Origin of the sequence: Variovorax terrae (assembly GCF_022809125.1) — a bacterium.
GTDB lineage: Bacteria > Pseudomonadota > Gammaproteobacteria > Burkholderiales > Burkholderiaceae_C > Variovorax_A > Variovorax_A terrae.
On the sequence record NZ_JALGBI010000001.1, the window covers coordinates 2,705,358 to 2,717,351 of the forward strand.

Here is an 11,994-nt window from a genome sequence, read left to right on the forward strand (position 1 = left end):
AGAGCCTGCTCACAGGCTCTCAGGCCGCCGTGCGCGGCACGCCGCACACCAGCACGCCCGGGTCGTTGGCCGGCAGGTCGCGCTCGTTCTTGGCCTGGGCCACGTCCACGTCGTGCGGCAGGGCCACGCCGTTCTTCACGGCCAGGATCTCGGCCATCACGCTCACCGCGATCTCGGACGGCGTCTTGCTGCCGATGTAGATGCCGATCGGCCCGCGCAGGCGCGCCAGGCTCTCCGTGGTCTGCTCGAAGTGCTCGATCATGCGCGCGTGGCGCGCCTCGTTGTTGCGGCGCGAACCGATGGCGCCGACATAGAAGGCCTCGGTCTTGAGCGCCTCCAGCAGGGCCAGGTCGTCGAGCTTGGGGTCGTGCGTGAGCGCCACCACGCAGCTGCGGCGGTCGGGGTTGAAGGCGATCACCACGTCGTCGGGCATGTCGCTCACCACGGTGGCGCCCGGCACGCTCCAGACGCCGCGGTATTCCTCGCGCGGGTCGCACACCGTGACCGCGAAGCCGCTGAACAGCGCCATGGTGGCCAGGTACTCGGTGAGCTGGCCGGCGCCGATCAGCAGCATGCGGTACTCCGGGCCGAAGGTGTTGACCAGCTCGTCGTCGCTCAGCGCGAGTTCCGCCGGCAGCAGCGCCTCGGCCAGCTGCGCGGCGCCGTCGGCCAGCCGCACCGTGCGCTGCACCAGCCGCCCGGCCTCCAGCTGGCCCACCAGCTCGGCCAGGCCGGCGCCGTCCGGGTCGTATTCGAGCAGCAGCTCCAGCGTGCCGCCGCAGGGCAGGCCGAAGCGGTGCGCCTCGTCGGCCGTGATGCCGTACTTGACGAAGCCCGGCGCGCCCGAGGGAATGCGGTGCTCCCCGTCCTTGCCGGCATAGGCCTGGGTGAAGCGGTAGATCAGGTCGTCCTCGATGCAGCCGCCCGAGACCGAGCCGACCACCGCGCCGTCCTCGCACAGCGCCATGATGGAGCCGATCGGGCGCGGCGACGAGCCCCAGGTGCGCACCACCGTGGCCAGCAGCGCGCGCCGGCCCGCCAGCCGCCAGTCGCGCAGCGTGCGCAGCACCATGACGTCGAGGTTTTCCATGAACGCTCCTTGCAGCCCGGACCGACCTTAGCGCAGCAGCAAAATCCCTGCTGCCAGCGCGATCGCCACCACAATCCAGATCCAGACCGGAATTTTTGCATCATTTCCGGCGGAGGTCCTTGTCGGCTGGTCATTGGATGCTATCGATTCAATAGCATCCGGTGCCGGGTGGCGGCGCTGCATTTCCTGGTCGAAGCGCTTGAAGAAGTCTTCGGCCATCGATTTGGCGGCGCCGTCGATCAGCCGCTGGCCGAGCTGCGCCACCTTGCCGCCGACCTGGGCGTTGACGCTGTAGGCCAGCTCGCAGCCGCCCTCGCCGGGCGTGAGCGCGACCTTGGCACTGCCCTTGCCGAAGCCGGCCGCGCCGCCCTGCCCGTCGAAGGCCAGCGTGTAGCTGCTCGGCGGCTGGATGTCGGACAGCGTGATCTTGCCCGCGAACTTCGCCGACACCGGCCCGATCTTCAGCGCCATGCCCACCGCGTACTGGTTCTCGCCCGTGGCTTCGACCTTGTCGCAGCCCGGGATGCAGGCCTTGAGCACCTCGGGGTCGTTCAACGCGTCCCAGGCCTGTTGTTGCGTCACCGCGAGCTGGCGGCTGCCTTGCATGTCCATGTTGTGAGTCCTTGTGTTTCGGTGGTGTCGGGAACGATCGCGCAGCGTGGAAGCGCGCGCCTCAGTGTTTCATCAGGGCCGCGAGGCCGGCTGCCAGCTCCTCGAGCCGGCTCAGATTGTGAACCGCCAGCATGCCCTGCGCATGGCGGTGCAGCACGGCCGCGCCGCGCGCCACGGGCGCGTAGCCGTCAAAGCGCAGCAGCGGGTTGAGCCACAGCAGGCGGCGGCTGCGCCGGCCCAGCCAGGCGAGTTCGGCCTCCAATTGCGCGGGCTCGCCGGTGTCCAGCCCGTCGCTGATGACCAGCACCAGCGTGCGCCGCCCCACCAGCCGGCGCGCATGCTGGGTGCGCAGGCTGGCCAGCGACTCGCCCAGCCGCGTGCCGCCTGCGAAGTCCTCGATCAGCGCGCCGGCGGCGCGCAGCATGTCGTCGGTGTCGGCCAGCCGGAAGGCCGGCGTGAGATCGGTCAGGTGGGTGCCGAAGGCGAACACGTCGCGCCGGCCCCGGTGCCCGCCCAGGCTGCGCGTGGCCGCGTGCAGGAAGGCCAGCAGCAGCCGCGCGTAGCGCTCCATCGAGCCCGACACGTCCACCAGCACCAGCAGCGGCAGCGGCTGTTCGCGCCGCGTCAGCCGGGGCAGGCGCAGCAGTTCGCCACCGGTGCGCGCCGCGTGGCGCATCACGCCGGGCCAGTGCATGCGGGCGCCGGCCGCGCCGGGCCGCGTGCGGCGCGCCGCCACCTGCGGCACGGGCAGCGCAATGTCGCGCGCCAGGCGCTCGACCAGGCGGTATTCGCTGGCGCCCAGGGCGTTGAAGTCGGCGTGCCTGAGGCGCTGCAGGTCGCTGGCGGTCATGGCGGCGTCGAAATCCACGGTGTCTTCGGCCGGCTTCGGCGCCTGGCGGCCGAAGCCCTGCTGCGGCGACAGCGCCTCGCGCACGCGCGGGCGGCGCCGGGACGGCTCGGCCTTGCCTTCGGCGCTCGGCAGCATCTGGGCCAGCAGCTTGTGGGCCACGTCGGGGTTGCGGAAATAGGCGTCGAACAGTTCGCGGAACACCCCGCGGTCCTGCTCGCGGCTGACCATCACGGCCTCCAGCGCGGCGCCGAGGTCGGCGCGGTCGTGCACACCCACGGCCAGCGCGGCATCGCAGGCCAGCGCAAGGCGCGAGCTGTCCATGCGCACGCCGGCGCGGCGCAGCGCGCGGCCGAAGCCCGCGATGTTGTCGGCCAGCTTGCCGGTGCGTGCATCTCCGAGCAGCATCGTTGCCCCTTCAGGACGCGGCTTCTTCGGGCTTGAGCAGCTGCTCGGCCAGGTCGCGCGTGAGCGCGGCCACGTCCTCGCGCTGCTTGAACAGCACGCCTGCCGTGTCGGCCACCACCTCGGGGTCGACCGCCAGCGTGTCCAGCGCCACCAGCGCCTTGGCCCATTCCACGCTCTCGGCGATGCCGGGCGCGCGCTGGAAGGCGTTGGCAAAGGGCTGGCTGCGCAGCCGCCCGACGAACTCGGCCACCTGGGCCGACAGCGCTTCGCCGGCCTGCGGCACGCGGGCGCGCACGATGGCCAGCTCGCGCTCGCGCTCGGGGTAGTCGAGCCAGTGGTAGAGGCAGCGGCGCTTGACGGCGTCGTTGAGCTCGCGCGTGCGGTTGCTGGTGAGGATGGTCACGGGCGCCGCCTCGGCGCGCACGGTGCCGATCTCGGGAATGCTGACCTGGTATTCGCCCAGGTATTCGAGCAGGAAGGCCTCGAACGGCTCGTCGGCGCGGTCCACCTCGTCGATCAGCAGCACGGCGCCGGGCGCGGGCGCCTGCAGCGCCTGCAGCAGCGGGCGGCGGATCAGGTAGCGGTCCTGGTAGACCTCGCGCTCGACCTCTGCCGCGTCATCGGGGCCCTGCCCCTGCGCGCGCAGCTCGGCGGCCCGCATGTGCAGCAGCTGCGCCGCGTAGTTCCATTCGTAGAGCGCTTCGCGCAGCTCCAGCCCGTCGTAGCACTGCAGCCGCAGCAGCGGGCGCTGCAATGCCGCCGCGAGCGCCTTGGCCAGCTCTGTCTTGCCTACGCCCGGCTCGCCCTCCAGCAGCAGCGGGCGCTGCAGCCGCAGCGCCAGGAACACGGCGGCGGCCAGCCGGCGATCGGCAAAGTAGCCGCCTTGTTCCAGGGCTTGCGTGACAGCATCGATCGTTGAGAAGGTGGGGACTGCAGGGAGGGTCGTCATGAAGCGAAGGCTAACCCAGCGCCTTGGCCACCGCGCGCTGGGCCTGCACGCTGATCAGGTTGGCCCGGTAGGCGGCCGAGGCATGGATGTCGCTGTTGAGGTCGGTCGCGTCGATCTTGACGGCCGCCGCGGCCTCGGGCGTGAAGCTCTTGCCGAGTGCGACCTCCAGCCCGGGGTGGCGGAACACGCCGTTACCCGCGCCGGTCACCGCCACGCGCACGCCGCCATCGGTCTGGGCCACGAACACGCCGACCAGCGCAAAGCGCGAGGCCGGCTGCTTGAACTTCATGTAGGCCGCGCGCTTCGGAACCGGGAAGCTGATCGCGGTGATCAGCTCGCCGTCTTCCAGCGCGGTGGCGAACATGCCCTGGAAGAAATCGTCGGCGGCGATCTTGCGCTTCGTGGTCTGGACCGTGGCGCCCAGCGCCAGCACCGCGCTCGGGTAGCAGGCCGCGGGATCGTTGTTGGCCACCGAGCCGCCCAGCGTGCCCATGGCACGTACCTGCTTGTCACCGATGTGGGCGGCAAGGTCGGCCAGCGCGGGAATCGCGGCCTGGACCACGGCGCTGGCTGCCACGTCGGCATGGCAGGTCATGGCCCCGATCACGAGGGCGCTGCCCTCCTGGCGGATGCCGACCAGCTCCTTGATGCCGCCCAGGTCGGCCAGCGCCTCGGGGTTGGAGAGGCGCAGCTTCATCGAGGCCAGCAGGGTCTGGCCGCCGGCCAGGACCTTGGCGCCCCCGGCGGCGAGCTTCGCCGCATCGGCCGTGGTGGCGGGACGTTCGAAGGTGAATGCATACATGGTGGATATCTCCTCGGGTCGGTCAGGCCTTGGCGGTTTGAATGGCTTCCCAGACCCGGCTGGGAGAGGCCGGCATGTCGAACTCTTTCACGCCCAGCGGGTGGAGTGCGTCGAGCACCGCGTTGATGACGGCCGGCGGCGAGCCGATGGCGCCGGCCTCGCCGCAGCCCTTGGTGCCCAGCGGGTTGTGGCTGCACGGCGTGCACACGGTGTCGAGCTTGAACTGCGGGAAATCGTCGGCGCGCGGCATGGCGTAGTCCATGAAGCTGCCGGTCAGCAGCTGGCCGGTTTCCTTGTCGTAGACGCAGTTCTCCAGCAGCGCCTGGCCGATGCCCTGCACCAGGCCGCCGTGCACCTGGCCCTCGACGATCATCGGGTTGATGATGGTGCCGAAATCGTCCACCGCGGTGAAGCGGTCCACCCGCGTGCTGCCGGTGGCGGGGTCGATCTCCACTTCGCAGATGTAGGTGCCTGCGGGGAAGGTGAAATTGGTCGGGTCGTAGAACGCGGTTTCGTTCAGGCCCGGCTCGAGCTTGTCCAGCGGGTAGTTGTGCGGCACGTAGGCCGTGAGCGCCACCTGGCCGAAGGTGATCTTCTTGTCGGTGCCCTTGACGGTGAACTCGCCGTTGGCGAACTCGACGTCGGCATCGCTCGCCTCCATCAGGTGCGCCGCGATCTTCTTGGCCTTGGTCTCGATCTTGTCGAGCGCCTTCATGATGGCCGCGCCGCCGACCGAGATCGAGCGCGAGCCGTAGGTGCCCATGCCGAACGGCACGCGGCCGGTGTCGCCGTGCACCACGTCCACGTTCTCCACCGGGATGCCCAGCCGCGCCGCCACCACCTGCGCGAAAGTGGTTTCATGGCCCTGGCCATGGCTGTGCGAGCCGGTGAACACCGTCACGCTGCCCGTGGGGTGCACGCGCACCTCGCCGCACTCGAACAGGCCGGCGCGCGCGCCCAGCGCGCCCGCGATGTTGGAGGGCGCGATGCCGCAGGCCTCGATGTAGCTGCTGTAGCCGATGCCGCGCCTGAGGCCCCGGGCCTCGCTCGCCTTCCTGCGTGTGTCGAAGCCGGCCACGTCGGCCAGCGCCCTGGCCTTGTCCATGCAGGCGTGGTAGTCGCCCACGTCGTACTGCAACGCCACCGGCGTCTGGTAGGGGAAGCTGGTGATGAAGTTGCGCTGGCGGATCTCGTCCTGGCCCAGGCCCATCTCCCAGCCGCAGCGGCTGACCAGGCGCTCCAGCAGGTAGGTGGCCTCGGGCCGGCCGGCGCCGCGGTAGGCATCCACCGGCGCGGTGCTGGTGAACCAGGCGTCCACTTCCACGTAGATCTGCGGGCAGGTGTACTGCCCCGCCAGCAGCGTGGCATAGAGGATGGTGGGCACGGCCGTCGAGAAGGTGGACAGGTAGGCCCCCATGTTGGCGTCGGTATGCACGCGCATCGCGAGGAACTTGCCGTCCTTGTCCATCGCCATCTCGGCATGGCTCACATGGTCGCGGCCATGGGCGTCGGACAGGAAGGATTCGCTGCGCTCGGCCGTCCACTTGATGTTGCGGTTGAGCTGCTTGGCGGCCCAGGTCAACGCCACGTCCTCGGCATACAGAAAGATTTTGGAGCCGAAGCCGCCGCCCACGTCGGGTGCGATCACGCGCACCTTGTGCTCGGGCAGGCCGAGCACGAAGGCTGTCATCAGCAGGCGCTCGACGTGCGGGTTCTGGTTGGCCACATAGAGCGTGTACTCGTCGCTGGCGCGGTTGTACGAGCCGATGGCCGCGCGCGGCTCCATGGCGTTGGGGATCAGGCGGTTGTTCACGAGGTCGAGCCGGGTGACGTGCGCGGCCTTGGCGAAGGCCGCGTCCACCTGCGACTTGTCGCCGATGGCCCATTTGTAGCAATGGTTGTCGGGCGCCGCATCATGCAGCGCCGGGCCGTTCTTCGCATCGCTCACGCCCACCACGGGCGCCAGCACGTCGTAGTCGACCTCCACCGCCTCGGCCGCATCCTTGGCCTGCTGCAGCGACTCGGCCACCACCATGGCCACGTGGTCGCCGACATAGCGCGCCTTGCCCTGGGCCAGGATCGGGTGCGGCGGCTCCTTCATCGGCTGGCCGTCGGTGCTGGTGATGAGCCAGCCGCAGGGCAGGCCGCCCATCTTGCCCTCCACGTCCTTGCCGGTGAAGACCCTGAGCACGCCGGGCATGGCGGCGGCCCGCGCCGTGTCGATGCCCTTGATGGCCGCATGCGCATGCGGCGAGCGCACGAACACCGCATGGGCCTGGTGGGCCAGCGTCACGTCGTCGGTGTACTGGCCGGCGCCGGTGAGGAAGCGGTAGTCCTCCTTGCGGCGGACCGCCTCGCCGATGTGCGGCAGCCTGGAAAAATCGGAAGCACCCATGTTCTGTCTCCTTCGCTTCGTTCAGGAGGCCGCGGCCATGGCGGCCTGGCCCTGCTGCACGGCCTTGACGATGTTCTGGTAGCCCGTGCAGCGGCACAGGTTGCCTTCGAGCAGCTCGCGGATCTCGGCCTCGCCGGCCTTGGGGCGCTGGTTGCACAGATCCACCGCGCTCATGACCATGCCGGTGGTGCAGAAGCCGCACTGCAGGCCATGGCATTCCTTGAACGCGGCCTGCATCGGGTGCATGGTGCCGTCGGGCTGAGCCAGGCCCTCGATGGTGGTGATCTCGGCGCCGTGGTGCTGCACGGCCAGCGTGTTGCACGACTTGATGGCGCGGCCGTTCAGCAGGATGGTGCAGGCGCCGCACTGCGCCGTGTCGCAGCCGACGTGGGTGCCGGTGAGCTGGAGGTGCTCGCGCAGGGCGTGCACCAGCAGCGTGTTGGGGGGGACGTCAACGCTCGCGGGCTGGCCGTTGACCTTGAACTGAACTTGCATGGCGGGTCTCCTGTAGCCGCAAGGCCGTGTCTGGGGGTGATGAAATTGTTGACCCCGCCCTCCCCCACTTACCTAGGCTAAACCCTAGTTCGGTTGCGTCAAGCCCCTGAAATTCTCAAAATGCAACATTGTGGCTGTCATCATGACGCCACCCCCACGAACCACGATCCGGGCAAGCCATGAAACCGGTACCGACCGCCTTCGCGGAGCAACGACTGCAGCAGATCGAGCAGGCCCGCGAGACTGTGATGCAGGAAGGGCGTTCGCTCACCGACACCCTGGTGGACGCCTGGTTCGAGCGCTCCTGGATCGAGCGCTCCTGGCGCCGCTGCCTGGCCCAGGGCCAGCGCCCCGAGCAGCATGTGGCGTTCGACGTGATTCCCGCCGAGGCGATGCGCCGCACCCGCGAGGCCAGCCATTCGCTGGTGCAGGCGGCCAAGCCGGTGCTGGACCGGCTGGGCCGCGCCATCGCCAGCACGCGCTACTTCGCCATCCTGACCGACGCCGAGGGCACCGTGATCGACGTGGGCGGGCCCGTCGATCACTCCGACCGGCGCGCCCAGGCCATCGCCCGCATCGGCGTCGACCTCTCCGAGCGCAGCATCGGCACCTCGGCCATCAGCGCCGCCCTCACCGAGCTGCGGCCGGTGTGGCTGCACCGCGGCGAGCACTTCTTTGCCGACACCGCGGTCTACAGCTGCGCCGGCGCCCCGCTGTTCGGCCCCGACGGCCACTGCGTGGGCATGCTCGACCTCACCGGCATCGAGGCCGCGGAGCGCCCCGAGCTCCAGCACCTGGTCATGCAATCGGCGCGCAGCATCGAGAACGCGCTCACGCTCAGCCGGCCGCACAGCCTGCTGGTGCGCCTGAACTGGCCCGGCCACCTGCTGGGCGACGAGGCCGATGGCCTGGTCTGCCTCAATGCCGACGGCTGGGTCACCGGCGCCAACCAGATGGCGCGGCAGATGATCGCCCAGCTCGTCGCCGGCACCGCCCCGCTGCATTGCAGCGAGCTGTTCGCCGCGCCGCACGAGCTACTGTTCGATACCGCGCGGCGCCACGGCGGCGGCGCGCCGCCGCCGCTGGAGCTGCCGCTGTGGTCCGGCCTGCGGCTGCAGGCCCTGCCGCTGCGCCCGGGACAGGCCGCTCCGCTGCCGCGCACGCCACCCCCCGCCACCGCCGACAGCCTGCCGCTCAAGGACGTGGAGATCGCGTTGATCCGCAAGGCCGTGGACGATGCCCGCGGCAACGTGATGAAGGCCGCCCGCGCCCTGGGCATCAGCCGGGCCACCGTCTACCGCAAGCTGGGCCGCCAGCCGCCGCGCTGAAGCCGCAGCGCCGTCAGCGCGGCTTCAGGCTTGCCGCCATACTTTCGTCCTACGATGCCGCATCGCCTGAGATCCCCAAGGAGACCACGCATGCTGCTTCCCCGCTTCCGGCCGCTGCTGGCCATTGCCGCCATGGTGCTGGCCCTGCGGCCGGGCCTCGCCGCCACCGATGTCGAGACCGTGACCCTGCGAGCGGCCTCGCCAGCCGCCACGCCCTCGGTGGCCGGCGACGACATCAAGGCCTACTTCGCCAAACCGCGGGGCCCCGGCCCGTTCGGCGCCGTCGTGGCCCTGCACGGCTGCGGCGGCATGTCGCCGCGCTTCCTGCAGGAGATGACCGACCGCCTCACGGCCTGGGGCTACGCGGTGCTGGTGATCGACAGCTTTGCCTACCAGGACGTCAAGTCCGCCTGCGGCGCCGACCGCGCCCGCAGCCGTGCCGACCAGCGCCCCGCCGATGCCGTGAGCGGCCTGCGCTACCTGGCGACGCGGGCCGACGTGGACCCCAAGCGCGTTGCGCTGCTGGGCTATTCGCAAGGCGCCTGGGTTGCGCTGGAGCTGGCGCAGTCGCGCGCGACACCCGCGTTCGCGCTTCCTCCGCCGCTGCGCTTCAAGGCCGCTGCCGCCTACTACCCCGATTGCCGGGCCTATTTCAGCGAAGTCGACATGCCCACCCTGATCATGACCGGCGAGCGCGACGACTGGACGCCGGCCAGCCGCTGCCAGCAGATGCTGGAGCGCCGCGCCGGCCGCGGCGCGCCGCTGGAACTGGTGGTCTACCCCGACGCCCACCATGGCTTCGACTGGATCGACCTGCAGCCGCCGCGGCGCGTCGCCGGCTACCTGATGGCCTACCAGCCCGAGGCGGCCAGGCAGTCGATCGACCGGCTGCGCGCGTTCCTGGCGCAGCACATCGGCCCCTGAGCGGCGCCAGGGCCTCTGCCCGCCGAAACGGGCGGCCCGCCTGCGCTTCACGCGCCGGCCGGCACCCGGTCCAGAAAGCCCGTGACGGCCTGCAGGCGCCTGCCCGACAGCCGCGCATAGTTGGTGCCCTTGATCAGGTCGGGCTGGGCCTGCGGCCCCAGCGTCCACGAGAAACGCAGGTGCTCGCCGTGGCCGTCGGCCTGGCCATCGCGCACAAAGCGAAAGCCCGGGTAGCGCGCGTGCACGGCGCCGATCAGCGCGCTGATCTGCTCGCGGCCGCGGCCCTGCATCAGCGGGTCCACGTAGGTCGCGTCATCGGTCCAGCTTGCCGCCAGCAGCGCTTCGCGGCGTGCGGCATCGGTCTCGTTCCAGGCGGTGATGTAGTGTTCGGCCACGGTGGTGGCATCGAAGGCGGGGATGGTCATGGTCGGCTCCTTGGGTCTTGGCTCACCCGCCGATCGCGGGTATGGCCATGATCGGCACCCACCGGCGGCGCGTCCATGACGCGGGAGGTCATCGCGGCGCTCACCGGGCGCCTTTGCAGCAGCGCCGACCGGGACCGCTCACTGGCTGCCGGCGTTGGGAAAGAACAGTTGCTCGCCGCCGATCTTGTAGGCCGCGATCGCGCCCTGCCCGGCCGGTGAAATCACCCAGTCCACGAACTTCTGGGCTTCGGCCGCTTTCACGTGCGGAAACTTCGCGGGGTTGACCACCATCACGCCGTACTGGTTGAACAGCCGCTTGTCGCCTTCCACCAGGATCACGAGGTCACCTCGGTTCTTGAAGCTCAGCCAGGTGCCGCGGTCGGTCAGCACGTAGGCGTTGGCCGACGAGCCGATGTTCAGCGCCGGCCCCATGCCGCAACCGCATTCCTTGTAGCCGCCGCCCTTCCTGTCCGCCAGGCCGGCCTGGGCCCAGTAGCGCAGCTCGGCCGCGTGCGTGCCGCTCTTGTCGCCGCGCGAAATGAAGGCACCGTTGGCGGCGGCCAGCTTCCTGAGCGCCTCCACGATGTCGCTGCCGCGCGCGCCGGCCGGATCGGCCTTGGGGCCGACCAGCACGAAGTCGTTGTACATCACCGGATAGCGTTTGACCGCGCCGCCCTCGGCCACGAATTTCTCCTCGGCCGCCTGGTCGTGCACGAACAGCACGTCGGCGTCGCCGCGGCGCGCCATGTCGATGGCCTGGCCGGTGCCCACGGCCACCACCTTGATGTCGATGCCGCTGGCCTTCCTGAACTCGGGCAGCAGGTGCCCGAACAGGCCCGACTGCTCGGTCGAGGTGGTCGAAGCCATGGTGATGGACTGTGCCGCCACCGGCGCGGACGCTACCAAATTCATAGCAGCCGATGTCCATACGACAAGGACCCCCGCCCGAAAACGCTTCAAAAACCTCATGCCAGCTCTCCTTTGACGAACAGATCGGCCTCGCGCGAGACGGCGCCCAGCGTCGGACCGTTGAAAAACTCATGCACGGGCAAATCGGCCAGCACCCGCCCGTGCTCCAGGTACACCACGCGCGTGGCCAGGCGCTTGACCTGGCCGAGGTTGTGGCTGGCGAACACCAGCGTCATCGCGCCGCCAAGCTCGCCCGGCCGGGCGAACTCGGCCATCAGCGCCTCGACCTCGCGCTTGGCATGCGGGTCCAGGCTGGCCGTGGGCTCGTCGAGCAGCAGCATGTCGGGCCGCACGGCCCAGGCCCGCGCCAGCGCCAGCCGCTGCTGCTGGCCGCCCGACAGCGCGCGCGCGTTGCGCTGCGCCTCCTCGGCCAGGCCCACGCGCTCGAGCGCCCGCAGCGCCTGGCGCCGCGCCTCGCGCCAGCGCAGGCCCTGCTGCAACCACAGGCCCAGTGCCACATTGGCCAGCGCGCTGGCGCGCAGCATGTGCGGCCGCTGGAACAGCATGGCCTGGCGCGCCGCCACGTCGCGCAGCACCGAGCCGCTGTCGGGCCGGACCAGGCCGTGGAGCACGCGCAGCAGCGTGCTCTTGCCGCTGCCGTTGGCGCCGATCAGCGCCAGCCGCTCACCCGCCGACACCTTGAGGCTGATGTCCTGCAGCGCCTGCAGGCGGCCGAAGCGCACGCCCACCGCGCTGAGCTGCACCAGGCCGCTCACGGCGCCGGCTCCGGCCTGCGGGCCGCCGGTCGGC

At 70.5% G+C, this 11,994-nt stretch carries 12 protein-coding genes; 2 read left to right on the forward strand and 10 right to left on the reverse strand.

Translation table 11 applies throughout. The features are described 5' to 3' along the window. Positions 1-19 precede the first annotated feature (19 nt). The 7 genes from MMF98_RS12735 to MMF98_RS12765 form a co-directional block, all read right to left on the reverse strand. Positions 20-1,090 (reverse strand): XdhC family protein, encoded by a 1,071-nt coding sequence (locus MMF98_RS12735; RefSeq protein WP_243306642.1) that lies wholly within the window; start codon positions 1,088-1,090, stop codon positions 20-22. Between the two features lie 27 nt (positions 1,091-1,117). Beyond that, the gene (locus tag MMF98_RS12740; RefSeq protein WP_243306643.1) at positions 1,118-1,702 is read right to left on the reverse strand and encodes an SRPBCC family protein; all 585 of its coding nucleotides are present in this window, start codon (positions 1,700-1,702) and stop codon (positions 1,118-1,120) included. Between the two features lie 61 nt (positions 1,703-1,763). Then, on the reverse strand, positions 1,764-2,957 hold the full coding sequence (locus tag MMF98_RS12745; protein WP_243306644.1) for a vWA domain-containing protein: 1,194 nt from the start codon (positions 2,955-2,957) through the stop codon (positions 1,764-1,766). 10 nt (positions 2,958-2,967) lie between these two features. Next, the gene (locus MMF98_RS12750; protein WP_243306645.1) at positions 2,968-3,906 is read right to left on the reverse strand and encodes an AAA family ATPase; all 939 of its coding nucleotides are present in this window, start codon (positions 3,904-3,906) and stop codon (positions 2,968-2,970) included. 10 nt (positions 3,907-3,916) lie between these two features. Next, the gene (locus MMF98_RS12755) at positions 3,917-4,708 is read right to left on the reverse strand and encodes an FAD binding domain-containing protein (RefSeq protein ID WP_243306646.1); all 792 of its coding nucleotides are present in this window, start codon (positions 4,706-4,708) and stop codon (positions 3,917-3,919) included. A gap of 22 nt (positions 4,709-4,730) precedes the next feature. Further along, positions 4,731-7,103: a xanthine dehydrogenase family protein molybdopterin-binding subunit gene (locus MMF98_RS12760; protein ID WP_243306647.1), complete on the reverse strand. Its 2,373-nt coding sequence runs from the start codon at positions 7,101-7,103 to the stop codon at positions 4,731-4,733. Between the two features lie 21 nt (positions 7,104-7,124). After that, positions 7,125-7,598 carry a (2Fe-2S)-binding protein gene (locus MMF98_RS12765; RefSeq protein WP_243306648.1) on the reverse strand — a complete coding sequence of 158 codons (474 nt, stop codon included), beginning with the start codon at positions 7,596-7,598 and terminating at the stop codon, positions 7,125-7,127. Between the two features lie 179 nt (positions 7,599-7,777). On the opposite strand from MMF98_RS12765, the gene MMF98_RS12770 reads away from it, so the two are divergent. Further along, on the forward strand, positions 7,778-8,926 hold the full coding sequence (locus MMF98_RS12770) for a helix-turn-helix domain-containing protein (RefSeq protein WP_243306649.1): 1,149 nt from the start codon (positions 7,778-7,780) through the stop codon (positions 8,924-8,926). 90 nt (positions 8,927-9,016) lie between these two features. Next, positions 9,017-9,850: a dienelactone hydrolase family protein gene (locus tag MMF98_RS12775; protein ID WP_243306650.1), complete on the forward strand. Its 834-nt coding sequence runs from the start codon at positions 9,017-9,019 to the stop codon at positions 9,848-9,850. Positions 9,851-9,897: 47 nt separating this feature from the next. Here the strand turns inward: MMF98_RS12775 and MMF98_RS12780 are convergent, their stop codons facing one another. The 3 genes from MMF98_RS12780 to MMF98_RS12790 form a co-directional block, all read right to left on the reverse strand. Then, positions 9,898-10,275: a nuclear transport factor 2 family protein gene (locus MMF98_RS12780; RefSeq protein WP_243306651.1), complete on the reverse strand. Its 378-nt coding sequence runs from the start codon at positions 10,273-10,275 to the stop codon at positions 9,898-9,900. A 138-nt stretch (positions 10,276-10,413) separates the two neighbouring features. After that, a complete protein-coding gene (locus MMF98_RS12785; protein WP_243306652.1) occupies positions 10,414-11,187 on the reverse strand; it encodes an ABC transporter substrate-binding protein in 774 nt (257 codons plus the stop codon). 53 nt (positions 11,188-11,240) lie between these two features. Beyond that, positions 11,241-11,960, reverse strand: coding sequence for an ABC transporter ATP-binding protein (locus MMF98_RS12790; RefSeq protein ID WP_243306653.1), 720 nt, complete (start codon positions 11,958-11,960; stop codon positions 11,241-11,243). Between the last annotated feature and the right edge of the window lie 34 nt (positions 11,961-11,994).

Bases quoted from the DNA above. Each gene is read 5' to 3' on its own strand.
- MMF98_RS12735 (WP_243306642.1), bottom strand. From the start codon at position 1,090: ATGGAAAACCTCGACGTCATGGTGCTGCGCACGCTGCGCGACTGGCGG.
- MMF98_RS12740 (WP_243306643.1), bottom strand. From the start codon at position 1,702: ATGGACATGCAAGGCAGCCGCCAGCTCGCGGTGACGCAACAACAGGCC.
- MMF98_RS12745 (WP_243306644.1), bottom strand. From the start codon at position 2,957: ATGCTGCTCGGAGATGCACGCACCGGCAAGCTGGCCGACAACATCGCG.
- MMF98_RS12750 (WP_243306645.1), bottom strand. From the start codon at position 3,906: ATGACGACCCTCCCTGCAGTCCCCACCTTCTCAACGATCGATGCTGTC.
- MMF98_RS12755 (WP_243306646.1), bottom strand. From the start codon at position 4,708: ATGTATGCATTCACCTTCGAACGTCCCGCCACCACGGCCGATGCGGCG.
- MMF98_RS12760 (WP_243306647.1), bottom strand. From the start codon at position 7,103: ATGGGTGCTTCCGATTTTTCCAGGCTGCCGCACATCGGCGAGGCGGTC.
- MMF98_RS12765 (WP_243306648.1), bottom strand. From the start codon at position 7,598: ATGCAAGTTCAGTTCAAGGTCAACGGCCAGCCCGCGAGCGTTGACGTC.
- MMF98_RS12770 (WP_243306649.1), top strand. From the start codon at position 7,778: ATGAAACCGGTACCGACCGCCTTCGCGGAGCAACGACTGCAGCAGATC.
- MMF98_RS12775 (WP_243306650.1), top strand. From the start codon at position 9,017: ATGCTGCTTCCCCGCTTCCGGCCGCTGCTGGCCATTGCCGCCATGGTG.
- MMF98_RS12780 (WP_243306651.1), bottom strand. From the start codon at position 10,275: ATGACCATCCCCGCCTTCGATGCCACCACCGTGGCCGAACACTACATC.
- MMF98_RS12785 (WP_243306652.1), bottom strand. From the start codon at position 11,187: ATGAATTTGGTAGCGTCCGCGCCGGTGGCGGCACAGTCCATCACCATG.